Consider the following 26,671-nt stretch of genomic DNA (forward strand, 5'->3'; position numbering starts at 1 on the left):
TCCCGGCTCAGCGCCTGGTGTGCCAGAGCACGACGTTCCCGATCTCGTCGGCTGGCCCCTCCGCCAGGGTGCGCACCACCTTCCCCTTCAGGTCCGTCATGACCATCGCGCGGCTCTTCCCCTTGCCCGGCACCGTGCCCAGGAAGTGCCCGTCGTCGAGCCATCCGTTGAAAGCGCCGCCCGCGGGCAGCCGCGTCTCGCCCCTCGCCGCGCCGGTCCGGACATCCCAGTAGCACACGCGGCCCGTCCGCTTCGGGCAGGTCGCGGCGAAGACCGCGCCCAGCTTCCCCACCTCCGTGAACGTGCGCAGCGGACGGCGCCCAGGAGAAGACGTCGCCCGGCGCCCCCGTGCACGGTGCCGGCCTGGTGGACGGCGACGGCGGCGAGGAGCGCGACGTCCACGGCCGAGCCGCCGGGAACGGGTTCCTAGACTGGAAGGATGCCCGAGGGAGACGCCGTCCACCGCACGGCCGCCCGCCTGCGCTCCGCGCTCGACGGACGGGTGCTCACGAGGTCCGACTTCCGCGTGCCGCGGCACGCCACCGCGGACCTGACCGGCCGCGAGGTGCTGACCACGCTCTCGCGCGGCAAGCACCTGCTCACCCGCGTCGAGGGCGGCCTGACCGTGCACACGCACCTGCGGATGGACGGGAGCTGGCGGATCGTCGCGCCGGGAGCCCGGGTGCCGCCCGGCGACCAGGTGCGGCTGATCCTGGCCAACCGGGACTGCACGGCGCTCGGCCGCAAGCTGGGGATGGTGGACCTCGTACGGACGGAGGACGAGGCGCGGCTGGTCGGCCACCTGGGGCCGGATCTGCTCGGGCCCGACTGGGACCCGGACGAGGCCGTGCGGAGGCTGCGCGAGGAGCCCGGCAGGACCATCGGGGAGGCGCTGCTCGATCAGCGCAACCTGGCGGGGATCGGCACGATCTATCGCGCCGAGACCTTGTTCCTGCGGGGGATCTGGCCGTGGAGGAAGGTCGGGGAGATCGAGGACCTGGGCGGGCTCGTGTCGTTGGCACAGCGCCTGCTGGCGGCCAACCTCGAACATGCGGGCACGGTGACCACAGGTGATCGCCGCCCGGCGAACGCGACGTGGGTCTACGGCAGGGCAGGAAGACCCTGTCGCCGATGCGGCACCCGCATCAGCCGAGGGGAGATGGGAGCGCAGCCACAAGAACGGCTGATCCTGTGGTGTGCGGGCTGCCAACCTCGTTAGGCAGCCACCATGTCCTTGACTTCGGGGAACACGGAATCGGAGATCGATCCGGGAACCGTCTCCGCAAGAGGCAGTCGCTCGTGCTCGGGAACATCGGCGAGCACGGGAGCAGCCTGGAGCTCGGCCAGCGCGAACTGGTCGGACACCTCACGCAGCACCTGCGAGAGCGGCACTCCGAGCGCACCGCAGATGGACGCGAGCAGCTCCGACGAAGCCTCCTTCTGCCCCCGCTCGACCTCGGACAAATAGCCGAGCGAGACACGGGCCAGCGTGGAAACCTCGCGCAGCGTGCGTCCCTGGCGCACGCGCAACCGCCTCAGCACATCGCCGAGCAGCTGACGCAGCAGAATCATCTGTCGCTCCCTCCCCGGCGCGGATGTCTTCACCACGCCCCGCGCGATCGGATCGTGCCGCACATTGGTCTTCTTCGCTTCGTACATACTCCTCGCCGTCATCACCGGGCGTCGCCGCCCCTTGCTCGCCGCTTGTGCCTCGCCGCGCGACTCATCAGGCCCGCCTGCCGGGCGCTCGGTGCTTGCAGTTGGCTCACGGACCTCACTCACAGCTCCACCGTACCCGTATCCACCGACACCGCGTCAGACCGTGCAAGGCATGTTCGCTCGGGACGTAACACGGTAATCATCCGGAATGTTCCCCTATGTTCGCCTGTAGCACACTTGAGAGGAGATCAACTGCCTCGTGCACCGTCTCTACCCTTATACGTTCGCGTGACCCCTCAAGTCTCAACTCACGTCCCCAGACCTGTCCGCCGGGACCGGCGACGGCGACGAACACGGTGCCGACGGGCCTGCCGTCCTGCGGCTCCGGCCCGGCCACCCCGGTCACGGCCATCCCGTAGCCGGCCGCGCACACCCGTGCGACGCCCCGCGCCATGGCCGCCGCCACCTCGGGGTGCACCGCCCCCTCACGCTCCAGCAGCTCGCCGGGCACGCCCAGCAGGTCGCGCTTGAGCTCGGTGGCATAGGAGATGACCCCGCCGCGGAAGACCCGTGACGCCCCGGGCACCGCGGTGACGGCCGCCCCGATCAGCCCACCGGTCAGCGACTCGGCCACCGCCAGCGTCGCCCCCTGCCGCTCCAGCAGCGACAGCGCATCCGCCACGTCCATCGTCGATCACTCCCCGCGTGCCCGCCTGGCCACCTTACGCAGTCTGATCGCCCGGAACACGTAATCGGCGCCGGTGAGCACCGTCACCACTAGCGCGGCGCCCATCACCACCCATCGCAGCACGTCCGGCACCATCGGCAGGAGATAGAGGACGATCGCCGCGATCTGCAGCACGGTCTTGACCTTGCCGCCGTAGCTGGCGGGGATCACCGCGTGCCGCAGCAGCACGAACCTGAGCGCGGTGATGCCCAGCTCCCGCCCCAGGATCACCACCGTGACCCACCACGGCAGCTCCTGCAGGACCGACAGGCACACCAGCGCCGCGCCCGTCAGCGCCTTGTCGGCGATCGGATCGGCGATCTTGCCGAAGTCGGTGATGAGGCCGTACCGGCGGGCCAGCTCACCGTCGAGATGATCGGTGAGTGAGGCCACGCCGAACACCGCCAGCGCGGCGATCCGCCAGCCGGTGCCGGGCAGGAAAAGACAGATCACGAAGAAAGGGACGAGCACCAACCGGAGGACCGTGAGGATGTTGGCGATGTTCCACGGGCTCACCGCACGGCGCTCGTCCTTCTTCATGGACCGGCCTTGATGCGCGCGATCAGGTCGACCCCCTCGGCGTCGACCACGACCGCGCGCACGACCTGGCCCTTGACCAGGCCGATGCCCTGCACGGTCACCGAGCCGTCGACCTCGGGACCCTGGTGGGCGGCCCGGCCCTCGTAGCCGCCGTCGCCCAGGTCGTCCTCGATCAGCACGTCGACCTCGGTGCCGATGCGCTCCTCCGCCCGCTGGGCGGTCAGCTCCTCGGCCAGCTCGGTGAGCACCCGCACCCGCTCGTCGATGACCTCCTGCTCCAGCTTGCCGGGCAGGTCGGCCGCCTCGGTGCCGTCCTCGTCGGAGTAGCCGAACACGCCGATGACGTCGAGCCTCGCGGCTTCGAGGAAGCCCACCAGCTCGCCGAACTCCTCCTCGGTCTCGCCGGGGAAGCCCACGATGAAGTTGGAGCGCACGCCCGCCTCGGGAGCGCGCTCGCGCACGCTCTCCAGCAGCCCGAGAAAACGCTCGGGGTCGCCGAAGCGGCGCATCCGGCGCAGCACGCTGTTGCTGGCGTGCTGGAAGGACAGGTCGAAGTAGGGGGCCACGCCCTCGGTGCCGCAGATCACGTCGATGAGCCCGGGACGCAGCTCGGCCGGCTGCAGGTAGCTGACCCGCACCCGCTCGACGCCCTCCACCTCGGCCAGGCGCGGCAGCAGCTTCTCCAGCGCCCGCAGGTCGCCGAGGTCCTTGCCGTAGGAGGTGGAGTTCTCGCTCACCAGCACCAGCTCGCGCACCCCGCGATGGGCCAGCCAGTCGGCCTCGGCCAGCAGCTCGTCGGGGACGCGCGAGACGTAGGAGCCGCGGAAGGACGGGATGGCGCAGAACGTGCAGCGCCGGTCGCAGCCGGAGGCGAGCTTCAGCGAGGCCACGGGGCTCTCGTCGAGCCGCTTGCGCAGCACGCGGGGCCCGCTGGCGGGAGCGACGCCCGACGGCAGGTCCCCGTGGCCGGGAATGCCGGCCTTGGGCGCGGCGGCGCGCTCGACCGGCGAGATGGGCAGCAGGGTGCGGCGGTCGCGCGGCGTGTGGGGCGTCAGCGACCGGCCGGCGAGCACGTCGTCGAGCCGGTCGCCGATCTCGGCGTAGTCGTCGAAGGAGATGACGGCGCTGGCCTCGGGCAGCGCCTCGGCCAGCTCGCCTCCGTAGCGCTCGGCCATGCAGCCCGCGGCGACGACCTTCGCGCCGGAGTCCGCGGCGGCGAGCAGCGTGTCGATGGAGTCTTTTTTGGCCGAATCGATGAAGCCACACGTGTTGACGACGACGACGTCGGGGTCGTCGTCGCCGAGCTGCCAACCGGCAGCCTCAAGTCGCGCGGCCAGCTCCTCGGAGTCGACCTCGTTGCGGGCGCAGCCCAGGGTGATCAGCGATGCGGTGCGGCGGGATGACATGGTGAACACTACGGTATCGGGAGTTGGCCACCACCCGATGCACTGGCCCACCGGAGACGGTTAGCGGGCCTTCTGCTTGACCGGTGCCTTCGGCGCCTCGAACGAGGTGCGCACCATCTCGCCGCGCTCTCCGAGCCGCTTCACTTTCTTGCCGTTGACCTGCAGCGTCACCGCCGTGGCGTCGCTCAGCAGCAGGGTGACCTTGCCCGGCGCCCGCCATTCGGAGGTCTTGCCGGCGTTGAGCGTGCCGGAGAAGAGCCGGTGGCCGTCGGCGTCGTGCACCCCGACGTACGACGAGCGCTTGGCCTTGATCCGCAGCGTCACCATCTCCTTGGAGCGCGCGCCGCGCGACGGCGCCGCCTTGGGTGCCTCGGTGATGGGGGTGTTGGGCGGCACGCTCGGCCGGGCCGACGACTGCCGCACCCCGGCCACCTGCACCTGGTCGCCCGCTCCCCCGAGCATGCGCATCGTGCCGAACACGACCACGATCGCCAGCGCCACCCCCAGCGCCATCGACCAGTTGGGCCCCCGCCGCTCCGGCAGGTTGATCTTCTTGTCGGCCTGGAATACGGCCGAGGCCCGCACCGGCTCCGGCGCCCCGCCGTGTTCCTGGTCGTACTGGTGAACCACGGCCTCGGGATCGAGCCCGACGGCCGCGGCGATGGCCTTCACGTGGCCTCTGGCGTAGAACGGGCCTCCGCACTGGTCGTAGAGATCCTGCTCGATGCAATGGACGATGGTCTCGCGGATGCGCGTGGCCGCGCTGACCTGCGCGACCGTCATCCCGGCCGACTGCCTGGCTGCCGCCAGCATGGCCCCGATGCTCTGCTGTTCCTGCACGGCGAACGCCTCCCCGATGGCGTCTGGTTCCCCCACCACGACTCTCCGTAGTGGTTCCTATTCAACCAGTTGACGCCGCTCGCCCCCGCATTGGGGTCATTCGCCACGCAGGTCGGCCAGCAGACCGGGCAAATCGTCGGGCTTCACCAGCACTTCGCGCGCCTTGGAGCCCTCGCTCGGGCCGACCACGTTGCGGCTCTCCAGCAGGTCCATGAGCCGTCCCGCCTTGGCGAAGCCGACCCGCAACTTGCGCTGGAGCATCGAGGTCGAGCCGAACTGAGTGGTCACGATCAGCTCGGCCGCCTGGATCAGCAGGTCGAGGTCGTCGCCGATCTCCTCGTCGATCTCCCGCTTGACCGGCGCCGCCGCCACGTCCTCGCGGTATTCCACCTGCATCTGCGTCTTGCAGTGCGCGACGATCTCGGCGATCTCCTTCTCCGAGACGAACGCGTTCTGGATGCGGATGGGCTTGCTCGCGCCCATCGGCAGGAACAGCGCGTCGCCCTGGCCGACCAGCTTGTCGGCGCCGGGCTGGTCGAGGATGACCCGCGAGTCGGTGAGGCTGGAGACGGCGAAGGCCAGCCGGGAGGGCACGTTGGCCTTGATCAGGCCGGTGACGACGTCGACGGACGGCCGCTGCGTGGCGATCACCAGGTGGATGCCGGCCGCGCGGGCGAGCTGCGTGATGCGCACGATCGAGTCCTCGACGTCGCGCGGCGCCACCATCATGAGGTCGGCCAGCTCGTCCACGATCACCAGCAGGTACGGATACGGCTGGTAGACCCGCTCGCTGCCGGGCGGCGGCTGCAGCTTGCCCGCGCGCACCGCCTTGTTGAACTCGTCCACGTGCCGGAACCCCGACGCCGCCAGGTCGTCGTAGCGGCGGTCCATCTCCCCCACGACCCATTCCAGGGCCTCCGCGGCCTTCTTCGGGTTCGTGATGATCGGGGTGATGAGGTGGGGGATGCCCTCGTACACGCTGAGCTCGACCCGCTTGGGGTCGACCAGCACCATGCGCACCTCGTCGGGCGTGGACCGCATGAGGATGGAGGTGATCAGGCCGTTGACGCAGACCGACTTGCCCGCGCCGGTGGCGCCCGCGATGAGCAGGTGGGGCATCTTGGCCAGGTTGGCCACGATGGTGCGGCCCTCGACGTCCTTGCCCAGGCCGACGATCATCGGGTGGTGGTCGGCCTGCGCCACCTGCGAGCGCAGCACGTCGCCCAGCGCCACGAGGTCCTTGTCGGCGTTGGGGATCTCCACGCCGATGGCCGACTTGCCGGGGATCGGCGACAGGATGCGCACGTCGGCGGACTTGACCGCGTAGGCGATGTTCTTGGTGAGCGCGGTGACCTTCTCGACCTTCACCGCCGGGCCGAGCTCGATCTCGTAGCGGGTCACGGTCGGGCCACGGGTGAAGCCGATCACCTGCGCGTCGATGCTGAACTGCTCCAGCACGCTGGTCAGCGCGTTGACGACGGTGGTGTTGGCCTTGGTCTGCGGCTTGGGCGCGGTGCCCGGCTTGAGGAACTGCAGGTCGGGCAGCGAGTACGGCCCCGCCTGCGGCGACAGCACGAGCTGCTCGACCTTGCGCGGCGCGGGCGTCGGCAGCGGCGGCTCCGGCGGCCTGCGCTCGGCCTCGGCCTCCACGGCGGCGGCGACCGCCGCGTCCTCCTCGTCGGTGAGCCCGGGAACGATCTCCGGCGAGTGCTCGGCGCGCTCCTTGTCCTTCTCCGACAGCACCGGCGTGTCGTAGGGCTTGACGCCGTCGCCGCCCTCTCCGCCACCTGCGGGCTTCTTTGTGCGGGGACGCTTCCTGCTCGGCTCGCGCGGCAGCGGGTCGGACTGCCGCTCGAAGAGCAGGTGCCGCAGCTCGGCCAGCCGCTCGGGGATGCGGTGCACCGGCGTCGCGGTGATCACCAGGACGCCGAACGCCGACATGAGCAGCAGCAGCGGGATCGTGATCCACGACGGCAGGATGCTCATCGGCGGCGCCGAGACGATGAAGCCGACCATGCCCCCGGCCGCCGACACCTTGTCCATGCCCTGGCCCTCGCCGGCCGGGTACGGCGTGTCGTTGGCCACGTGGATCACGCCGAGCACGCCGACCAGCAGCGCCGCCCAGCCGATCACCATGCGGCCGGTGTCGGCGTTCTGGTCGGGGTGGCGCATGTAACGCCAGGCCAGCAGGCCGAGCAGCAGCGGCAGCGCCCAGGCCAGCGAGCCGAACACGCCGCGCACGGTCCCGTTGACCACCCCGGAGACGGCCCCGCCGGCGTTGCGCCAGGTCATGGAGGCCAGCACGATCGCGGCGGCGAGCCAGGCCAGCCCGAGCCCGTCGCGCCGGTGCGCCGGGTCCAGCTCGCGGGCGTTCTTGCCCAGCGCGCGGGCCATGCTGCCGACCCCGCCCGCGAACAACATCCACAGCCCGACGATCAGCTTGCCGATCATCGTGAAGACCCAGCTGATCGGGTCGGGGTGGGCGACGGAGGACTTGCGGCCGGAGGCGCCCGTCCTCGGCCGGGGGCGCCCGGCCGACGCCGTCGTCCGCTTCGCGGACGTCGAGCGGGCCGGGGTCGACCGCTTCGCCGGCCCCTTGGATGCGCTTTTCGGCGTACGGGTGGCCATGGTGCCAAAGGTACGACGGAGACACCGGACTCCGCGCGCTGACGCGCCGCACACCCGTACAAAGACCCCAGGATCAGGTGGTGAACCGGTAGGTGGTGGTGGAGGTCCGGCGCTCGCCCGGCCGCAGCACCGTGGACGGGAACTGCGGCTGGTTGGGCGAGTCGGGGAAGTGCTGGGTCTCCAGGCACAGCCCCGCGAACGGCCCGAACGGCGTGGCCGTGCCGTCCAGCATGCTGCCGGAGTAGAACTGCACGCCCGGCTCGGTCGTGGTGACCTCCATGGTCAGGCCGCCGGCGGTGACGCTCATGCCGCCGTCGAGCACGAAGCAGTGGTCGTAGCCGCCGTCGATGCGCTCGCCGAGCGCGTGCGGCTCGGTGAAGTCGAAGGGGGTGCCCTTGACCGGCGCCAGCTCCCCGGTCGGGATCTTGTCGGCGTCGACCGGCAGGTAGTGCTCGGCGGCGATCCGTACGACGTGGTCGCGCACGTCGCCCACGCCCTGGCCCTTGAGGTTGAAGTAGGAGTGGTTGGTGAGGTTGACCACGGTCGGCTTGTCCGTCTCCGTGGCGTAGTCGATGCGCAGGCCGTCGTCCTCCAGCGTGTACGTCACCGTCGCGGTCAGCGTGCCCGGGTAGCCCTGGTCGCCGTCCGGGCTGACCAGGGTCAGCGTGACGGAGGAGGGCGAGCGGTCGGCGACGGTCCACACCTTGGAGTCGAAGCCCTCGGTGCCGCCGTGCAGGCTGTTGGGCCCGTTGTTGACCGGCAGGGTGTACTCGACGCCGTCGAGGGTGAAGCGGGCGCCCGCGATGCGGTTGCCGTAGCGGCCGACGACCGCGCCGAAGTAGCGGCTGCGGGTGAGGTAGTCCTCCAGAGTGTCCAGCCCGAGCACCACGTTGCGGCCCGACACCTCCAGCGAGCGTACGACGGCGCCGAGCGTCAGCACCTCGGCGCGGAGCCGTCCGGACGACAGCTCCACCTGTTCCACCTGCTCGCCGGATGGCAGCGTTCCGAAAATCATCTTTGTGCCCTTCCCGTGGACTCGCGGACTATGAGGGCGGTGTCGAGGGTCACCGTCGCGCCCTCGCCCCCCGATTGCAGCAACAGGTCGACCGCCATCCGCCCCGCGGCCACGGCGGGCATGGCCACCGTGGTGAGCTTCGGCCGGTTGAGCCGGCCGGGCAGGATGTCGTCGAACCCGATGACACTTATCTGGTCTGGTACCCCGATGTCCATCGCGGCCAGCCCTTCGATGAGGCCGAGCGCGACGAGATCGTTGTAGGCCAGCACGGCGGTCGCCCCACAGGCCGCGACGTCGGCGGCCACGGCCAGGCCGCCGCCCTCGGTCGGCTGGTTGGGGCCGAAGAAGACGAGGTCGAGCCCCGGCGTCTCGGCGGCGACGCCCTGCATCTCGTTGCTGGTCCACGACCCGATGGGGCCGGACACGAGCGCGATCCTGCGGTGACCGAGCCCGGCGAGGTGCTCCAGGGCCAGCTTGGCGCCCTGGGCGACGTTCATGAGCACCGCGGGCATGCCCTTGATGCGGCGGTTGACCACCACGAACGGGACGTCCTCGGCCAGGCGCTCGATCATCTTGTTGGACAGGCGGGGGCTGCACAGCAGGACGCCGTCCACCTGCTTGGTGAACGTCCTGATCAGCTCTTCCTCGACCCGCGGGTCCTCGTCGGTGTCGGCCACGAACACGTGGTAGTCGCGGCCCCTGGCCTGCGCCTGGGCCGCCTTGATGAGCGGCGGGAAGAACGGGTTGGCGATGTCGGCCACGATGAGACCCATGTTGAACGTGCGCCCGGTGGTGAGCGCGCGGGCCGCCCGGTTGGGCCGGTAGCCGAGGTCGTCGGCCGCGGCCAGCACCCGGCTCCTGGTGGCAGGATTGACCAGGTGCGGCGCGGAGAAGGTGCGGGAGACTGTGGACACGTGCACGCCGCAGGCGCGTGCCACGTCCTTGATCGTCGCCGCCATCGCCGTCCTCCCTTGCAAACGGTTGCCAGATCAAACCTTGACCTTTGCCGCTCTGCCCGTCAAGGTTTGTGCAACCGGTTGCCATACCGGACGATCACCAGCGCCCGCCGAGCTCCTTCAGCGTGAAGACGCCGCCCGCGCGGTCGTGCACCGGGTCCGACAGGTCGGGCTCGCCGTACTCGGCGATCAGGGGCGCGGCCAGCGTCTCCGAGTCGTCGCGCGAGACGTACCCGATGGCCTCGGCCTCCTTCAGCGACCACCAGCGTCGGGCGTTGTCCGAGACGCCCCACACCACGTGGAGGCCGGGCGCGACCAGCGCGGCCTCGACCAGGCGGGCCAGGTCGTCGGGTGAGATCCAGGTGGCCAGGCCGCGGGTGTCGAGCGGGCCGTCGTTGCAGGTGCCGAGCCGGACGACGGTGATGTTCATGCCGAAGCGGTCGTGGTACAGCCCGGCCAGGGCCTCCATGACGACCTTGCTGACACCGTAGAAGGTGTCGGGGCGGGGGAAGGCGTAGTCCGGCAGGTCCTCGCCGCCCGCCGGCCTGGTGTGGAAGCCCGCCGCGTGGTGGCTGCCCATGAGGACGAGCTGGCGTACGCCCGCCTCGCGCGCGGCCTCCAGCAGCACCTGCGTGCCGTCGATGTTGGCCCGGACGATGTCGGCCCAGGGGTGCTCGCGGCTCTGCCCGCCCAGGTGGAGCACCGCGTCCACGCCCTTGACGGCCTCGGCCATGGCGGCCGGGTCGGCGAGGTCGGCGACGACCTGCTCCTCCCCCGGGCCGGGCTCGACCGGCTGGAGATCGGAGAGCCGCAGGATGCGACCCTCGCGGGCGAGCCGCGGGCGGAGCAGCGTGCCGACTTTCCCCGCGGCACCGGTCATGAGAATGCGCATGTCTTCATGGTGTACACGATTCTGACCCAAATTCACATACTTGAATATTGACCGTGAAGCATGCGCTAGTTACGTTCACAGCCACGAGTTCAAGTCTTCGACTCATGTCCACGTATGTGAACGGGAGGCGGTCTGATGTCACGTCGTCTGCTGGGGGTCGCGGTCGCCGCGGCCCTCGCCGCAACGGTGACCGGCTGCGGCTCCGGGGGATCGAGTTCAACCGACGACACTCTGGAGATCTGGATCCGGCAGGCGCCCGATTCCGACTCCGCCAAGACGGCGCAGAAACTCGCCGACGCATTCACCAGGTCCAGCGGGGTGAAGACCAAGGTCGTCGCGCTTTTCGACGACTTCGAGACCAAACTCAACCAGCAGGCCGCGCAGCGCCAGCTTCCCGACATCGTCATCAACGACACCGCGCAACTCGGCAACATGCACAGCCAGGGCTGGCTCCAGGAGGTCGACAAGGCGGGTCTGGCCGGCTCCGGCGACCTCGTCGACCGGGCCTGGCAGGCCGCCGCGGGAAGCGACGGCAAGTTCTACGCCGCGCCCTTCTCCGCGCAGGCGTTCGCGCTGATCGTCCGCAAGGACTGGCGCGAGAAGGTCGGCATGGAGCCGCCCACGACCTGGGAGGACCTGACCAAGCTGGCCGTCGCCTTCACCGAGAAGGACCCCGACGGCAACGGCCAGAAGGACACCAGCGGCTTCGTCGCCCCCGCTGGCACCAAGCGCGGCTACGCCTCCTGGTACGCCTCCTCCCTCATCTACGCCAACGGCGCCGACTTCCTCAAGGCCAACGGCCCCGGCAAGTACGTCGCCACCGCGAACGACCCCAGGTTCGTGGAGGCCGTCCAGTACCTCCAGGACCAGTTCTGCAGGACGAAGACGGTCAACCCCGGCGCGGTCAGCAACGACACGACCGTCACCCACGAGGTGTTCGAGAAGGGCCAGGGCGGCATCTACCTCGTCGGCCCGTACGTGCTCGCGCGCTTCGTCAAGAGCGTCGGCACCGACAAGATCGAGGTCCTGCCCGTGCCCAAGGGCCCCTCCGGCGGCCCCGGCACCCTCGGCGAGGGCGAGAACGTCTACCTCATGGCCGGCTCGCAGCTGCAGGACGCGCAGAAGAAGTTCGCCGAGTTCGCGATCTCCGCCGAGGGCCAGCGGATCGGCATGAACAAGGACGCCAACGGCGCCATCGTCCGCCTGCCGGTCAACAGGACCGTGGACATGGCCGCCGAACGCCAGGACCCGCGCTGGAAGGTCTTCCAGGAGTCCTACGACTTCGCGGTCTACGCGCCGCCGGTGCCGAACTGGGCGCCGATCCGGCAGACCTCCGCCGACGCCATCAACACCGTCTGGGCCGACTGCTCGGCGGACGTCAAGACGGCCATGGAGGGGCTGAACACCAAGCTCACCCAGGAACTCCAGAGCCAGAAAGCGTCATGACCTCGACCGTGACCCGGACGGGAGCCGCCACCGCGCCCCCTCGCCGCCGCGCCCAGCGGGCGCGGTGGCGGGGGCCGCTGGTCGCCTGGCTGTTCCTGGCGCCCGCGCTGCTGCTCTTCCTGTACTTCAAGTTCATCCCCATGGTCGTGGGACTGTGGAAGAGCCTGTTCAAGGTCCAGACGTTCCTCGGGGACGAATGGGTCGGTCTCGACAACTACCGCACGATCATCACCGACGACCTGTTCGCCGCGGCCATCTGGCACAGCGTGGTGCTGGCGCTCGGCACCACGATCGGCTCCCTCGTGCTGGGGCTCGGGCTGGCGCTGCTCGTCGAGGGGCCGGCGCGCTACCTGTGGTTCGTCAGGACGGCGGCGTTCCTGCCGGTCGTGACGACGATGGCGGCGGTGGCCGAGGTGTGGCGGATCATGTTCCATCCGGCCGACAACGGGATGCTCAACGTGATCATCGGCTGGGCGGGCGTCGATCCGCAGCCCTGGCTGGCCAGCGAGCACTCCTCGCTCTGGTCGATCATGCTCATGAGCGTCTGGCGCGGCACCCCGTACGACATGATGATCTTCCTGGCCGGGCTGGTCGGCGTGGACCGCACGCTCTACGAGGCGGCGGCCGTGGACGGGGCCTCCACTTGGCGGCGGCTGCGGCACATCACGCTGCCCGCGCTGCGCCCGGTGTTCTGGATCCTGTTCACGCTCGCGGCCATCCGCGGGCTGCGCGTCTTCGTCGAGGTCTACGTGCTCACCAACGGCGGGCCGAACAACTCCTCCGAGGTGCTGATGACGCTCATCTACAAGCTCGGCTTCCAGAAGAACGAGCTGGGCGTCGCCTCGGCCGGCGGGATCGTGCTGTTCCTGGCCACGCTCGTGCTCACGGTGATCGTGCAGCTGATGCGCAGGAGGCAGGCGTCATGAGGTTCGACAGCGCACTGGGGCTGGAGTCGCGCAAGGGGCCGCTCGCCGTCGCCGCCCGTTTCGTCGTCTACGGGCTCATGGTCGTGGCCTTCACGGGGCCGCTCGTGGGGCTGCTGGTCAGCGCGTTCAGCAAGACCCTCGATCCCACCTCGTTCACCCTCTGGCCGGACGAGTTCACGCTGGAGAACTTCATCCAGGCCGGGGACAAGAACGTCTACCTCTACCTGCTGAACTCGTTCGTGGTCGTCGGCTTCGGGCTGCTGCTGCAGATGCTGGTGAGCGTCTTCGCGGCGTACGCGCTGGCCCGCAAGAAGTTCCGCGGCATGACGGTCGTGATGCTGCTCATGCTGGCCACGATGATGCTGCCCGAGGAGATCATCGCGATCCCGCTCTCGCTCGTCCTCGCCGACCTGCCGGTGCTGCACCTCAACCTCATCGGCACCTACGCGGGGATGATCCTGCCCGTCGGCGCCTGGGGGTTCTCGATCCTGGTCATGACCGAGTTCATGAAGGAGGTGCCGGTCGAGCTGGAGGAGGCCGCGCGCATCGACGGGGCGGGCGAGCTGCGCATCTTCGCCACGATCATCGTGCCGCTGTGCCGGCCGGCGCTCGGCGTGATCGGCGTCTTCGGGTTCACCATGATCTGGGACCAGTATCTGCTGCCGCTGATCGTCGCGACCGAGTCGACCATGTGGACGCTGCCCATCGCGCTGCGCTCGCTCCGCTCGGACGAGGAGGTCGGCATCGGCGTGCTGCTCGCGGCCTCGCTGCTGGCGCTGCTGCCGTCGATCATCGCGTTCCTGGCCTTCCAGCGGCAGTTCATGCGCGGCCTCACCAGCGGGGCGGTCAAGGGATAGCGTCCACGTATCTGGACGCTATCCCATATGCTGGATGTGTCGGCATTGTGGAGTGAGATGGGACGAGTATGGAGCCCCAGCTGGTCAAGTCCGCCGAGCGGACCGTACGCATCCTCGAAGCGCTGGCGGAGTCGCACGACACCCTGACGCTGTCGGAGCTCCAGCAACGCACCGGATTCCCGCGCAGCAGCCTGCACGCCCTCATGCGCACGCTGGTCGAGCTCAACTGGGTCGAGACCGACTCGGCCCGCTCGGCGTTCGGGATCGGGCCGCACGCGCTGCTCACCGGGACGGCGTACCTCGACAAGGATCCCGCGCTCCCCTACGCGCAGGAAACCCTGGAGGACCTGCGGGACGAGATCGGGCAGACCGTGCACTTCGCCCGCCGGGACGGCGCGCACGTGCTCTACCTGGCCACCAGGGAGTCGCGCGAGGCCGCGCACGTCATCCCCAGGGTGGGCCGGCGGCTGCCCGCCCACGTCACCGCGCTCGGCCAGGTCCTGCTCGCCCAGCTCACCGACGACGAGGTCGTGGCCCTGCTCCCCGACCCCCTCCAGGGACTCACCGAGCACTCCATCACCGACCTGGGCAAACTGACCGGCGAGCTGGACCAGGTGCGCACCCGGGGCTGGGCCTGCGAACGCGAACAGGGCACGCCCGGCGTCGCCTGCGTGGCCGTGGCAGTCGACTACCGCATTCCGGCCACGGACGCGATCAGCTGCTCGATGCCCGCCGCCCTGCCGCCCGCCGACGTCGAACGGGTCACCGAAGCGGTGATCAAGCACACCCGCAAGCTCGCTGCCACCCTCCGCCGGGAGGGCATCCGCTAGGAAAGGACCGTTGATGCGGCTAGATGGCGTTCTCTTCTTTCCGGTGACCCCGTTCGACGCCGCCGGCGACCTCGCGGAGGCGGTGCTCGCCCGGCATGTCGCCGACGGGGTCGCGGCCGGGGCTGGAGGGGTGTTCACCGCGTGCGGCACCGGCGAGTTCAACGCCCTCGACCTCGGCGAGTACGGGCGGGCCATCACCGCCGCCGTCAGCGCCACCAGGGGGCGGGTGCCCGTACTCGGCGGGGCCGGCGGCACGCTCCCCGCCGCCCGCGCCGTCGCCCGCGAGGCCGCCGCGCGCGGCGCCGACGGGCTGCTGCTCATGCCCCCCTACCTCGTCAACGCCCCCGCCGCCGGCCTGGTCCGGTACGTCCGCGACGTGGCCGCCGCCACCGAGCTGCCGGTGATCATCTACCAGCGGGGCAACGCCCGCTTCACCCCCGAGGCCGTGGCCGAACTCGCCCAGATGCCGAACATCATCGGCTTCAAGGACGGCCTGGGCGACCTCGACCTGCTCCAGCGGATCATCCTGCGGGTGCGGGAGGCCGGCCACCGGGACTTCACCTTCTTCAACGGGCTGCCGACCGCCGAGTTCACCATGCCCGCCTACCGGGGGCTCGGGGTGACGCTGTACTCCAGCGCGGTGTTCGCGTTCGCACCCGAGATCGCGATCGCTTTCCACAAGGCGTTGACCGCCGGGGACGAGGCGCTGGTGCGGTGCCTGCTGACCGGGTTCTACCTGCCGCTGGTGGAGCTGCGCGACCTGGTGCCCGGGTATGCGGTGTCGCTGGTGAAGGCGGGGGTGCGACTGCGCGGGCTGGAGGTCGGCGGGGTGCGGGCGCCGCTGGTGGATCCGTCGGTGGAGCATGTGGAACGGCTGGAGCGGATCGTGGCGACGGGACTGGAGCTAGCAGGCGCCTGACCCAGCCCCTTCAAGCACCTCCCCTTTTGCCCGGCCTCCCCCTTCGCCCCGCCTCCCCCTTCAAGCACCTCCCCCTTTGCCCCGGCTCCCCTTTCACGCCATCTCCGCCGACACCCCTCCCAGCACCCTCTTCCCCACCGTCCCGGTTCCCCCGGCCTTTTCTCCAGCGACCGGCGCGCAACCACCGCCGGCCGTACAGGGGTCAGCCATCAGCGGGCAGATCGGCGGGCAGCCATCAGCCGCCGAGCTGCAACCGCCCATCCACCCGCCGCGGGATCCCGAGCGGGTTGCCGTCCTTCAGCTCATCCGGCAGCAACGCCTCCGGCCAGTCCTGGTACGCCGTCGGCGCCAGCCACCGCTCGATCGCCGTGGCCCCGACGGAGGTGGACGCCGTGGTGGCCGACGGCCAGGGCCCGCCATGGTGCATCGCCCAGCACACCGCGACCCCCGTCGGCCAGCCGTTCCATATGAGCCGCCCCGCCTTGCGCCCGAGCACCTCAACGACCTCACCGGCCTCATCGGGATCGGTCCCGTGGACGGTGGCCGTGAGCGACCCGTCCAGCCGCTCGAGCACCGCCCGCAGCTCCCCCACCTCGCGGTACGTCACCACGATCGACGCCGGCCCGAAGCACTCCTCCCCGATCTCCGGCAGCTTCTCCGCGAAGGTGGCCAGGTCAGCGGTGAACACCTTCGGGGTCACCGCCCAGCTCCCCTCCCCGGCCTTGCCCTCGGCCAGCAGTTGCAGCTCGCCGAGCCGTTGGACGCCGCCCAGGTAACCGTCCCTGATCCGCTCGGCCAGCATCGGCCCGCCGCTCGTCCCCTCGACCGCCTCCACGAGCGCCTTGCGCAGCTCGTCGCCCTCGGGGACGAACATCAGCCCCGGGTTCGTACAGAACTGCCCGACCCCCAGCGTCAGCGACCCCGCGAACCCGGCCGCCACCTTGTCCACGGGCGCGGACGGCAGCACGACCACCGGGTTGACGCTCCCGAGCTCACCGTAGAACGGGATCGGCGTCTCCCGTTCGTCGATCAGCTGCTGGATCGCCTTGCCCCCGGCCACCGACCCGGTGAACCCGGCCGCCACCACCAGCGGATGCTGGACCAGGTCCGCCCCGGCGCCCATGCCCTGGACCAGCCCCAGCAGATCCGGGTACGGCAGCGCCTCCCGCACGATCTTCGCCACGCGCTCGGAGGTGTTGGGGTGCCCCGGGTGCGCCTTGACGACCACCGCGCATCCGGCCGCCAGCGCCGAGGCGGTGTCGCCCCCGGCCACCGAGAACGCGAACGGGAAGTTGCTCGCCGCGAACACCGCCACCACGCCCGGCAGCGCGTGCTTCATCCGCCGTACGTCCGGCCGCGGCGGGGTCAGGGACCCGTCGGCGTGATCGATGATCGCCTCCAGGTAACCGCCATCCCTGATCACCTCGGCGAAAAGCCGGAACTGCCCCGCCGTCCGCGCGACCTCGCCGCGCAGGCGTACTTCGCCGAGGGCGGTCTCCTGGTCGGCGAGCTGCCACAGCTCGTCCACGTGCGCGGCGAGGGCGTCGGCGACGGCCTCCAGCGCCTGCGCCCGCTCGGCCGCCGGGGTGGCCCGCCATGCCTGCCCTGCTGCCGCCGCGGCGGAAACGACCAAGTCGACCCCGGCGGTGTCGGTCTCTGGCAGGGCGTCGCCCACGGTCTGGCCGGTCCTGGGGTCGTGTCCGTAGATCATCGAATGGCCCTTCGGAGTCTTGACACTTCTTCAGCCCGATTCTTACAGTTCTGGATACTTGTCCACAAATCTGTCTCTTGTTCACATATATGGACGGCGGTCGAGATGATCATCAGGGAGATCCACGTCACCCCAGTCGCATTCCGGGATCCACCCCTCCTCAACGCCGCCGGGGTCCACGAACCATGGGCCCTCCGTACCATTGTCGAGGTCGTCACGGACGAGGGACTGACCGGGCTGGGCGAGACCTACGGCGACCTCGGCCACCTCGGCAAGGTGCGCGAGTGCGCGCAGGCCCTGGTCGGACTGGACGTCCACGCCATGAACGAGATGTACGCCCGCGTGGCCGCCACCGTCGGCGACGTGGTCACCGACCTGCACGGCCTGACCGGCGCCGCGACCAAGGAGAAGAGCGTCGACAGGGTCTTCGCCGCCTTCGAGGTGGCCTGCCTGGACATTCGCGGCAAGGCGGCGGGGGTGCCCGTCGTCGACCTGCTCGGCGGCCGCGTCCGCGACGCCGTCGAGTACAGCGCGTACCTGTTCTACAAGTGGGCCGGCCACCCCGGCGACGAGCCGGACCGCTTCGGCGCCGCGCTGGACCCGGCGGGCGTCGTCGAGCAGGCCGCCCTCCTCATCAAGGAGTACGGCTTCAAGTCGATCAAACTCAAGGGCGGCGTCTACCCGCCGGACGAGGAGATCGCCGCGATCAGAGCCCTGCACGAGGCGTTCCCCGGCGTGCCGCTCCGCCTCGACCCGAACGCCGCCTGGACCGTCGCGACCTCCATCCGCGTCGGCCGCGAACTCGACGGCCTGCTCCAGTACCTGGAGGACCCCACTCCCGACATCTCCGGCATGGCCGAGGTCGCCGCCTCCGTCCCCATGCCCCTCGCCACGAACATGTGCGTCGTCACCCCCGACCACCTGCCCCCCGCCATCGCCGCCGGCGCGATCGGCGTACTCCTGCTGGACCACCACTACTGGGGCGGTCTCGTCCGCTCCTCCCACGTCGCCAGCCTGTGCGAGACGTTCGGCCTGTCGCTGTCCATGCATTCCAACTCCCATCTCGGCATCAGCCTGGCCGCCATGACCCACCTCGCCGCCGCCACGCCGAACCTCACGTTCGCCTGCGACACCCACACCCCCTGGCAGGACGGCCAGGACGTGATCGCACCCGGCGCGCTCCGCTTCGCCGACGGCGCCGTCCCCGTTCCCACCGGCCCCGGCCTGGGCGTGGAACTCGACCGGGACGCGCTGGCCCGCATGCACGAGCAGTACGAGAAGTGCGGCGTCGTGGCACGGGACGACACGACGTACATGAAACGCTTCGACCCAACCTTCTCCGCCACCCGCCCCCGCTGGTAGCCCCTCGTCCTCCCGCTCCCACTCAACTCGGGCCCCGCCGCCACTCCCCAAACCCCCTCCCCCGCCTCCAACCCTCAAACCACCCGCCCCGAAACGCCCAGTCCCCACCGCCTTTTCTACTCATCCAGCACCAAACGATCACCTCATCACAGCTGCCCATGACAGCAGCCCCCCACCTGCCGCCCCGAGACCGGCAGCACCACCAGAGCAGGCCACCACAGTGGTCAGCACACTCATCCCATTACGACGACCCCACAACAGCGGCCTCGCGCCGCTTCAACAGCAGCACCACAGCAGCCGAGCGCCCCTTCAACGGCAGCACCACAACCGCCCGGCCACCGTCCCACCCCAATACAGCCGCCCATCGCGCCGCCCAACCAAGGCCGCCCCCAGCACACCGCCACCCACAACCGCCCAGCACACCGCCCACCCACAACCGCCCAGCACGCCGCCCACAACCGCCCAGCAGAGCGCCCCGCACAACCGCGCTCCACAGCCGCCAGCACGCCGTCTCCGCACACCCGCACCCCACAGCCGCCCAGCACGCCATTTCCGCACAACCGCGCTCCACAGGCCCCGGCACACCGCCCCGCGCAGCCGCCCATCAGGACCGCGCACAACCCCCAGCATGGCCGCCCTCCCAGGCCCTACCTGGGCCTGGGCCGCTCCCCCACAGACCAAGCCAGGCCGGGCCAGATCGGGCCAGGCCGGGCCAAGCCGGCAAAGCCAAGTAGTCACCCCGCAACAGCCGCCTCATCCTTCAGGAGCCGAGTGGGTCCCATGAACATCGCTTACGTCTACCCCTGGGACGTGGTCGGCGACCCGTCCGCACCCGACCGCCTCGCCGCGCTCGGTGTGGACGCGATCGCCCTGGCCGCCAGCTACCACTCAACCCGGGCCGCCACCCCGTACCACCCGTCACACCGCGTCCTGGACGCCCCGTACCCCGCCTTCTACCTCCCGGTACGCCCCTCCGCCTGGTCCCGTCTGCTCCCGGCGTCCCCGACGTGGACACCGGCCGACGCCTTCCTGCAGGCGAGGGACGCCCTCAAAGCGGTCGGCCTCCAGGTTCACGCCTGGACGGTCCTGACCCACAACTCCCGCCTGGGCGCCGCGAACCCCGACCTGATCGTCCGGAACGCCTTCGGCGACCCGTACCCGTACGCACTGTGCCCCGCCCACGACGACGTCCTCGATTACTGCGACCACCTCGTCAGGGAGATCCTCACACTCGCCGCGCCTGACGGCTTGATCCTGGAGGCCTGCGGGCCGATGGGCTTCAGCCACCAGAGCGTCCACGAAAAGACGCTCGGCGCCGACTGGACCGCCGTGGACTCCGACCTGCTCTCCCTCTGCTTCTGCGCATCCTGCGCCCCTCGCTATCCGGAGCCCACCGGGGCGAGAGTACGCGCAGCCCTCGACCGTACCCTCCCGACCTCCGACTTCCTGACCGTGGAAGAAGCCCTCGGCCCCCTCGCCGACGAGGTACGCACCACCCGCGTCGCCCTCTCCACGACTCTGCGCCGGCGCCTCCTGACAACCATCCGCGAAATCGCCCCGAACATCCCCATCGCCCTGCACGCCAACCCGGACCCCTGGGCAACCGGCGCCTTCGCCGCTCTCCCGTCAGGCGACCCTGCCGCCGACGTCCTGATAGCCAGTTGCTGGGGCGATCCCAGTCAGGACGCGCCCCGCCTGACTCACCTGACCACCCTGACCACGCCAACCCAGCGCGTAGGCGCCTACGTCCTCGCGCTCCCCCCGCGCCCAGCGGACGCATCGATCCTGGCGGACCACATCAGAACGTACGCCAAGGCCGGCGCCTCCGACTTCCACCTGTACCACGCAGGCCTGGCCTCCCCCACCCGTCTGGAAGCCCTGACCGAAGCCCTACGCCAGTTCGCCTAACCCGATCCAAGGCGCCACTCCCCTAGATACACCACAACCACACCAGCGGCGGCCTCCGAAGGCAGACCAGAACACGCAACCCACCACCAACAGAACAGCCCTGCGCTAGCGACAGCCCATCAGATCAGGGATCCACTCACCGAGCCGCACGCCCCGCCACCAACCCGGCACCCCCATGGAAAGGCGGCGCCCCCTCAAGCCCTGCACTCCCTCAAAGCCCTGCAACCATCAGAGCCCAATGCCCACTGGCGAGGCCGTTTCCCGCGGGGGCCGTGTAACTCAACCCCGCCTCCCAGCCCTTGTCGACCACAGCCCCGTCATCCTCAACTCTGCGCCCGTTGGGCCCCACTCCCCTAACTGAGCCCTGCGTCCGCTCCGCCAAAGCACGCACCAGTTGCCATGCACCCGTTTCGCTCACCTAATGCCAGCTTCACCCCTCTCAGCCGCTTATCCCCGTTCGCCAGCCTTGCAGGGCGAGGCCGACGGCACCCCGATCCGCGACCTCTTCCGGGACGACCCCATCGAGTTCGCCGAGGCGTTCATGGCCAACTACCCCCTCGGCCAGTACCGCACCTGCGAGCGCGCCCGCTTCACCAGCGCCGTCGCTCGCGCCGCCGGACCCCGACTCCGACCCCATTCCCGCTGACATGCAGCTCGACTTAGGCCACTGCCATCATCTGCTGGCGCCGCCTCGTTCGCTGGTGACTCTGTTAGAAGCTCTTTAGACCCAGCCGAGCCCAGCCCCAGGTCAGCTCAGCACCAGGTCAGCCCGGCGCCAGGCCAGCCCAGCACCAGGCCAGCTCAGCCCCGATACCGACATCGACTCCATCTCCCGGTCCCGCAGCCACCCCACCGCCAGCGCACACGAGGCCCCAGCAACCATCTCGGCGCTCTCCACAGGCCCGCCCATCGCACCCTGCGCGAGCCAGACCACCAGCTCAACCACCAGCACTCAGCGATTACGCCGAACGATGGAAGCGTTGAGAGCCGTCGCGAACAGAGTCCACGCCGCATAGGGCAACAGGACAGTCCCTGCCACGCGATCGACCTTCATGGCCTGCCGGACGAGCATGACATTCGAGACGTTGAGCGCCGCGATCTCGGCCAACGCCCATCGAGGCGAACGCGCCCGGAAGAAGAGCGCAGACCACGTCGCGTTGAGTGCCAGATTTCCAGCCAGAGCCCGCTCGACGGCCTTCTGCTGCTGCCCGTCCCCCTGAGACAGCGCCCGCGCGCCCCCGAACGCGATGAGCGCGTAGAGCGGCGTCCACATCAATGGAAACACCTGCGCCGGCGGCTGCCAGCCAGGTTTCCGCAACCGTCGATACCAACGAGTACGAGGATTCGTTCCGATTGATCCCACGACCGCTGTTACAGCGCTGGCCACACCAGTCCGCAGCAGCGCCTTCTTCATTGTCATCGCCATAGCAGACGCCCCTGCCCCATACGACCAGACTAAGCAGCATCACCCGAATAGACCGAGTATGACCAGATCCAATCGGCACATATCCACAGATACCAAAAGCGCCGAACCTAACCGTATTCATCTGCGACTACACGCCTACGCCAAGCCGAGAGAATATTAGACCTTACTGACAACCCGAGAACTTTTCAGCGCCACTCAATTATGCGTCAGAAATACCGACCAGCATCCGCCGCAGACCGAACCAGCCAACGAACGCGCCAAGGGCCACCACGAGAGCTAAGCATCGCTATACATCACCAAAACCATGAGCCACGGATTCCATCACACAGCGATGCAATCTCCGCCACGACGACAACCGCCCTACCGCAACCCCTCGCGCCGGCCCGGCTCCCATCTCCCGCATCCGCAGCCAACCCCGGCGAACGCGTTCACCAAGCCTCTACACTCACACTCCGCACATAACAGACAAAACGGCCACGACTCAGATGTCCTCAGGGGCAGTTTTCTTCCCCCCGAAACTCCGACCAAATCGGACATGCTGGGGCTCCGGGATGAACGGCTCAACACGCAGAAGTACAAACCCACTCCCGCCGTCGATCGCCCGTGCCACAGCACCCCCAACTGCTTGCGACCATGGATAACAGCAAGCGAGACCCGGACATGAGAGGCCGGCGTCTCTCCCGACTACCGCAAAGGTAGGAATGCGTGGACGTGCAGACGGAGATCCTCGGTCTGAAACTGCGAGTTGAGGCTCTGGAGGCGTGCATGATCGCCGACACTGACCGCACGGCAACCGTGAGTATCATCACCGCCCTCCGAACGGACATCGCCGAACTCCGAGCCGACGTAGCCGAAGATTTCGCAGCGTGGGGCGACGAGGTGGCCGGCGTTCGCTGCCAGCTCAACGACTATCTCAAAACTTCGCACTCCGACCTCGTGCGAGCCCTCGACTCACTCCGCTGCGAGATGATCGACCTGGGCATCAGACTCGACCGCCTGTTGGAAAACGGCGACTCTTAATCGAAACCAGTGCCCCCGACCCCATCGGGGGCACATACTCGAAGCTCCATCACCCAATACAACAATAGGGATTTCTAAAGCCACAAAGCCACCAGCCCGACGAACTGCACCCAACGCCCAGTCTTACCACCGACAGCCAAGCACTACCGCCATACCTACCCCGCGGACCACACACGGCTTACTACTACGTACTTCCTACCGACCACCGACATGCCCCAGCAACGTCACCCCCTGCCACTCATGGCGCGGCAGAGACCAACCCACTCTCGTAGGCAGCAATCACCAATTGCGCACGATCCCGAGCCTCCAACTTGGCCAGCAGCCGGGTGATGTGCGTCTTCACCGTCGCCAAGCTCACTTGCAGATGCAGAGCGATCTCTCCGTTCGACAATCCACGCGCGATCAGCAAGAGCACCTCGCGCTCCCGCTCCGTGACCCCATCCAGCCCTTTCACCTGGGGAAACACCGGAGAACGAGCGAACTGCTCAATCAACCGCCGCGTGACCGTGGGAGCCAGCAGCGCTTCTCCGCCGGCCACAATTCGAATGGCAGCCAGCAGCTCGACGGGAGGCGTGTCCTTGAGCAAGAACCCGCTCGCCCCTGCACGCAGGGCATCGTAAACGTACGCATCCAAGTCGAACATGGTCACAACCAGGACCCGAGTGATATCTCTGATCTGTCGCGTGGCCTCGATACCGTCCATCTCCGGCATCCGTACGTCCATCAGCACCACGTCGGGCTTCTGCCTCAGGGCTACTGCGACCGCCTCCGCCCCAGTGGCCGCCTCTCCCACCACAGCGAGGTCCGGCTCGGAGTCGACCAGCACCTTGAAGCTGCCCCGTAGCAAGGCCTGATCGTCGGCAATGACCACTCGAATCACGTGACCTCCTCCCCGTACGGCAAGCGTGCGAATACCCGAAATCCTCGTCCAGGCAGACCTTCGGCCTCAAAGGCGCCGCCGTACATCATCACCCGCTCTCGCATACCGATCAGCCCATGACCGGCTCCCGCAGAGGGCAGCGTTCTCCTGCCTGGCCCGTCATCGACGACTTCGATCCTCACATCCCTTCCATCACCCAGAACGGAGACCCGGCACCGTGCCGGAGCGGCATGTTTGATGACGTTGGTGAGCGCCTCCTGCACGATCCGGTACACCGCCAACTCGATCCCTTCCGGCAATCGCGCTGCTGAAGACCCAGCGGCCGCGGACATGCCACCAATGCCCCCACCACCAACTCCGTGGTCACCAATGCCCCCGCCGCCAGACGCGTCACCACTAACAGCGGCACCACCAACAGCGACGCCATCAGCACCGGTGCCGAAAGTCGCGGGGCCAGAAGCCGCAGGGCGAACTGGTGCACCGTTCCCCCGCACACCCTCGGCCCGTCCACCGTCGACTCCAGCGCCGTCTCCACCTGCACCGTGAGCCGTAATGCCCTCAGTCACAGATCCATCAGCCGTGGCGCCGCTCATGCCGTTACCGCCCGTGCCGTTACCGCCCGTGCCCTTACCGCCCGTGCCCTTACCGCCCGTGCCGTTACCGTGCGTCCCGCCACGGTCGATGCCATCGATGCCGTTGCGCCGCTCGACGCCCCGGTCATCGTTATCTCGACCGGCAGCGTCTCGACCTGAGGCACCTCGAGCGTCAAGGTGCTCGCCACCGACGTGCTTTCCATCCGAATCATCCTGGTCTTCACCCCGGCTTCCCATCACGCCTCTCTTGCCAGTCGCAACGTGGAAGCGCGTCTCGAACTGCACCTCAATCCCTGCGGAACGAGCCTGTCGGACAAGACCGTCCAGCCCAGCAAGCCCAGGCGCCGGAGTCCGATCGGCCGCATCAGAAGTCGATCGCAACATCCCGAGCAGGTGCCGCATCTCGATCAAGGCGCCGCGGCTGGCGGTCTCGATCACGCGCAAGGCGTCCCGCGCTTCCTCCGGCCTGGTCGCGATCACGTGATTCGCCACCCCCGCCTTGACCGCGATCAAGCCGACGTTGTGCGTGACGACATCGTGAAGTTCTCGCGCGATGCGTAGCCGTTCCTGTGTCACCGCCTGCGCAGCCAACCGCTCGGCATTGCGCGCCGCGTACAGCCGGCGCTCGTACACGGCTCTGCCGATCGTCCAGGCGCCCCCTAGCGCCGCGATGCCCATCAACGGCTCGTCGAGGTTCACGACCCATGAGGGGACTGCCTGTGGCGTGCCCGCCACCACCAGCCCCGCGACGGTGAGCAGACTCAGCGACCCGATGGCCGAGACCGGCACCAGGCTGCCGGCTCGCTCGTTCAGCGCGACCACGTAGAGCGCGTACGCGGGCGCGAAGTAGGAGAACGTGACGGCGCCCGTGATCTGAGCTATAACCGCGAGCGCCAGCGTGAACAGGAAGACAGGCATCGGCCACACCCTCCGCAACGCCAAGGGCAGCCCGAGCCCGAGCGGCAGTGCGATCTTCGCCCACGGTGGAAGGTGCGCCGCAGCGGCCGCGGACGTGAGGAACACGAAGGCGATCACGATCCCCGCCACCAGGTCGAGCATGACCAACTGCCCGCGCCTCAGGCGTCTGGCGAAGAAGGGGCCGCGGTTCTTGCTACTCACCGTGTCGGAGGTCTCGTCCACGCGAGGAACCGTAGCCGCTGCGGCGGCGTGCGCACATCAACCCGGGGTCTGACCTTGAACTTCGGACCGTGGTCCGACGCGCTTGCCGTCCGCCTTCAGGCAAGCTTCACGCCGTGATCGAGCTTCAGCACCTCACCAAGCGCTATGGCGGCACTCTCGCCGTCGACGACCTGTCCTTCAACGTCGAACCCGGCCATGTGACCGGTTTCCTGGGCCCCAACGGCGCAGGCAAGTCGACGACGATGCGCCTGATATTGGGTCTGGACGCCCCCACTTCCGGACAGGCGCTGATCAACGGCCACCGCTACACCTCATTGCGCAAGCCGATGCACGAGGTCGGCGCTCTGCTGGACGCCGGCGCCGTGCACGGTGGCCGCAGTGCCTACAACCACCTGCTCGCCCTGGCCCGCACCAACGACATCGGTTCGGGGCGCGTTGCCCAGGTATTGGAGGAGGTAGGTCTGGCAGGTGTGGCGCGAAAACGCGTGGCCGGTTTCTCCCTCGGGATGAAGCAACGGCTGGGCATCGCCGCCGCGCTGCTGGGAGATCCCGGCGTGCTGATGTTCGACGAGCCGGTCAATGGCCTCGACCCTGACGGTGTGCGCTGGATCCGCGACCTCATGCGTTCCCTGGCCGCCGAGGGCCGGACAATCCTGCTGTCCAGCCATCTGATGAGCGAGATGGCCCTCACCGCCGAACGCATCGTCATCATCGGCCGAGGCCGGCTCATCGCTGAGGCCACGGTCGCCGACCTGACCACTCGCTATCCCTCCCTAGAGGATGCCTACATGGCCCTGACGGCCGACAGCGTCCAATACGGAGCAACCAGATGAAGGCCACCCTCTCCGCCGAGCGGCTCAAACCCCGTCCACAGCCTTTGCCCCTGTCAGGCCATAGGTAAGGCGGCCTTCACGGCGGTCCTTGCCGCGGCATGGACGTTGTACGTAAGCAACCCGGCCGACCGCCATAGGTCCCTGCACGCCCCCGCAC

Annotated in this window: 24 protein-coding genes and 1 pseudogene; 11 read left to right on the plus strand and 14 right to left on the minus strand. The window is 69.1% G+C overall.

Features of this window, described 5'->3' with window-relative positions; translation table 11 throughout:
* Positions 1-7 precede the first annotated feature (7 nt).
* A complete protein-coding gene (locus SMD20_RS19775) occupies positions 8-292 on the minus strand; it encodes a hypothetical protein (RefSeq protein WP_329583124.1) in 285 nt (94 codons plus the stop codon).
* Positions 293-439: 147 nt separating this feature from the next.
* On the opposite strand from SMD20_RS19775, the gene SMD20_RS19780 reads away from it, so the two are divergent.
* Positions 440-1,219, plus strand: coding sequence for a DNA-formamidopyrimidine glycosylase family protein (locus SMD20_RS19780; RefSeq protein WP_329583126.1), 780 nt, complete (start codon positions 440-442; stop codon positions 1,217-1,219).
* Here the strand turns inward: SMD20_RS19780 and SMD20_RS19785 are convergent.
* The 9 genes from SMD20_RS19785 to SMD20_RS19825 all read right to left on the minus strand — a co-directional run bounded on the left by SMD20_RS19785 (position 1,216) and on the right by SMD20_RS19825 (position 10,663).
* Positions 1,216-1,572, minus strand: coding sequence for a helix-turn-helix domain-containing protein (locus SMD20_RS19785; RefSeq protein WP_091084154.1), 357 nt, complete (start codon positions 1,570-1,572; stop codon positions 1,216-1,218). The genes SMD20_RS19780 and SMD20_RS19785 overlap by 4 nt on opposite strands.
* 286 nt (positions 1,573-1,858) lie before the next feature.
* Positions 1,859-2,347 (minus strand): CinA family protein, encoded by a 489-nt coding sequence (locus SMD20_RS19790; RefSeq protein ID WP_329583129.1) that lies wholly within the window; start codon positions 2,345-2,347, stop codon positions 1,859-1,861.
* Between the two features lie 6 nt (positions 2,348-2,353).
* Entirely contained in the window at positions 2,354-2,926 is a 573-nt protein-coding gene (pgsA, locus tag SMD20_RS19795; protein WP_329583133.1) for a CDP-diacylglycerol--glycerol-3-phosphate 3-phosphatidyltransferase, read from the minus strand.
* Complete coding sequence (gene rimO / locus SMD20_RS19800) at positions 2,923-4,332, minus strand: 30S ribosomal protein S12 methylthiotransferase RimO (protein ID WP_329583136.1); 1,410 nt, start codon at positions 4,330-4,332, stop codon at positions 2,923-2,925. Before rimO ends, pgsA begins: the two co-directional genes overlap by 4 nt.
* 60 nt (positions 4,333-4,392) lie before the next feature.
* Positions 4,393-5,208, minus strand: coding sequence for a helix-turn-helix domain-containing protein (locus SMD20_RS19805; RefSeq protein ID WP_329583139.1), 816 nt, complete (start codon positions 5,206-5,208; stop codon positions 4,393-4,395).
* 60 nt (positions 5,209-5,268) lie between these two features.
* On the minus strand, positions 5,269-7,800 hold the full coding sequence (locus SMD20_RS19810; protein ID WP_329583141.1) for a DNA translocase FtsK: 2,532 nt from the start codon (positions 7,798-7,800) through the stop codon (positions 5,269-5,271).
* A gap of 73 nt (positions 7,801-7,873) precedes the next feature.
* On the minus strand, positions 7,874-8,815 hold the full coding sequence (locus SMD20_RS19815) for an aldose epimerase family protein (protein ID WP_329583144.1): 942 nt from the start codon (positions 8,813-8,815) through the stop codon (positions 7,874-7,876).
* A complete protein-coding gene (locus SMD20_RS19820) occupies positions 8,812-9,774 on the minus strand; it encodes a LacI family DNA-binding transcriptional regulator (RefSeq protein ID WP_329583146.1) in 963 nt (320 codons plus the stop codon). Before SMD20_RS19820 ends, SMD20_RS19815 begins: the two co-directional genes overlap by 4 nt.
* A 94-nt stretch (positions 9,775-9,868) precedes the next feature.
* Positions 9,869-10,663: an NAD-dependent epimerase/dehydratase family protein gene (locus SMD20_RS19825; protein WP_329583148.1), complete on the minus strand. Its 795-nt coding sequence runs from the start codon at positions 10,661-10,663 to the stop codon at positions 9,869-9,871.
* Positions 10,664-10,798: 135 nt separating this feature from the next.
* On the opposite strand from SMD20_RS19825, the gene SMD20_RS19830 reads away from it, so the two are divergent.
* From SMD20_RS19830 to SMD20_RS19850, 5 genes are all read left to right on the plus strand, one after another.
* Positions 10,799-12,109 carry an ABC transporter substrate-binding protein gene (locus SMD20_RS19830; protein WP_329583151.1) on the plus strand — a complete coding sequence of 437 codons (1,311 nt, stop codon included), beginning with the start codon at positions 10,799-10,801 and terminating at the stop codon, positions 12,107-12,109.
* Positions 12,106-13,035: a carbohydrate ABC transporter permease gene (locus SMD20_RS19835; RefSeq protein WP_329583154.1), complete on the plus strand. Its 930-nt coding sequence runs from the start codon at positions 12,106-12,108 to the stop codon at positions 13,033-13,035. Before SMD20_RS19830 ends, SMD20_RS19835 begins: the two co-directional genes overlap by 4 nt.
* Positions 13,032-13,892: a carbohydrate ABC transporter permease gene (locus tag SMD20_RS19840; RefSeq protein ID WP_329583156.1), complete on the plus strand. Its 861-nt coding sequence runs from the start codon at positions 13,032-13,034 to the stop codon at positions 13,890-13,892. Before SMD20_RS19835 ends, SMD20_RS19840 begins: the two co-directional genes overlap by 4 nt.
* 68 nt (positions 13,893-13,960) lie before the next feature.
* A complete protein-coding gene (locus SMD20_RS19845; RefSeq protein ID WP_329583159.1) occupies positions 13,961-14,722 on the plus strand; it encodes an IclR family transcriptional regulator in 762 nt (253 codons plus the stop codon).
* Between the two features lie 13 nt (positions 14,723-14,735).
* Positions 14,736-15,641 (plus strand): 5-dehydro-4-deoxyglucarate dehydratase, encoded by a 906-nt coding sequence (locus tag SMD20_RS19850; RefSeq protein WP_329583162.1) that lies wholly within the window; start codon positions 14,736-14,738, stop codon positions 15,639-15,641.
* Positions 15,642-15,876: 235 nt separating this feature from the next.
* Here the strand turns inward: SMD20_RS19850 and SMD20_RS19855 are convergent, their stop codons facing one another.
* Entirely contained in the window at positions 15,877-17,352 is a 1,476-nt protein-coding gene (locus SMD20_RS19855) for an aldehyde dehydrogenase (NADP(+)) (RefSeq protein ID WP_329583164.1), read from the minus strand.
* Between the two features lie 105 nt (positions 17,353-17,457).
* Between SMD20_RS19855 and SMD20_RS19860 the strand changes: the two genes are divergently transcribed.
* From SMD20_RS19860 to SMD20_RS19870, 3 genes are all read left to right on the plus strand, one after another.
* On the plus strand, positions 17,458-18,714 hold the full coding sequence (locus SMD20_RS19860; RefSeq protein ID WP_329583167.1) for a glucarate dehydratase family protein: 1,257 nt from the start codon (positions 17,458-17,460) through the stop codon (positions 18,712-18,714).
* A gap of 780 nt (positions 18,715-19,494) precedes the next feature.
* Positions 19,495-20,622 carry a hypothetical protein gene (locus SMD20_RS19865; protein WP_329583169.1) on the plus strand — a complete coding sequence of 376 codons (1,128 nt, stop codon included), beginning with the start codon at positions 19,495-19,497 and terminating at the stop codon, positions 20,620-20,622.
* A 466-nt stretch (positions 20,623-21,088) separates the two neighbouring features.
* Positions 21,089-21,268 (plus strand): hypothetical protein, encoded by a 180-nt coding sequence (locus SMD20_RS19870; RefSeq protein ID WP_329583172.1) that lies wholly within the window; start codon positions 21,089-21,091, stop codon positions 21,266-21,268.
* A gap of 306 nt (positions 21,269-21,574) precedes the next feature.
* On the opposite strand, the gene SMD20_RS19875 is transcribed toward SMD20_RS19870, so the two are convergent.
* Positions 21,575-22,036, minus strand: a complete 462-nt coding sequence (locus SMD20_RS19875) for a TspO/MBR family protein (protein WP_329583174.1) — start codon at positions 22,034-22,036, stop codon at positions 21,575-21,577.
* Positions 22,037-22,753: 717 nt separating this feature from the next.
* Here SMD20_RS19875 and SMD20_RS19880 point away from each other — a divergent pair.
* On the plus strand, positions 22,754-23,068 hold the full coding sequence (locus SMD20_RS19880) for a hypothetical protein (RefSeq protein WP_329583177.1): 315 nt from the start codon (positions 22,754-22,756) through the stop codon (positions 23,066-23,068).
* Positions 23,069-23,306: 238 nt separating this feature from the next.
* On the opposite strand, the gene SMD20_RS19885 is transcribed toward SMD20_RS19880, so the two are convergent.
* Both SMD20_RS19885 and SMD20_RS19890 read right to left on the minus strand, forming a co-directional pair.
* Positions 23,307-23,948, minus strand: a complete 642-nt coding sequence (locus tag SMD20_RS19885; protein WP_329583180.1) for a response regulator transcription factor — start codon at positions 23,946-23,948, stop codon at positions 23,307-23,309.
* On the minus strand, positions 23,945-25,681 hold the full coding sequence (locus SMD20_RS19890; protein ID WP_329583182.1) for a sensor histidine kinase: 1,737 nt from the start codon (positions 25,679-25,681) through the stop codon (positions 23,945-23,947). Before SMD20_RS19890 ends, SMD20_RS19885 begins: the two co-directional genes overlap by 4 nt.
* 113 nt (positions 25,682-25,794) lie before the next feature.
* Here SMD20_RS19890 and SMD20_RS19895 point away from each other — a divergent pair.
* Positions 25,795-26,448, plus strand: a pseudogene (locus SMD20_RS19895) (ABC transporter ATP-binding protein); the annotation flags it as partial.
* Between the last annotated feature and the right edge of the window lie 223 nt (positions 26,449-26,671).

Source organism: Nonomuraea sp. LP-02 (genome assembly GCF_036289125.1).
Taxonomy (GTDB): Bacteria; Actinomycetota; Actinomycetes; order Streptosporangiales; family Streptosporangiaceae; genus Nonomuraea; species Nonomuraea bangladeshensis.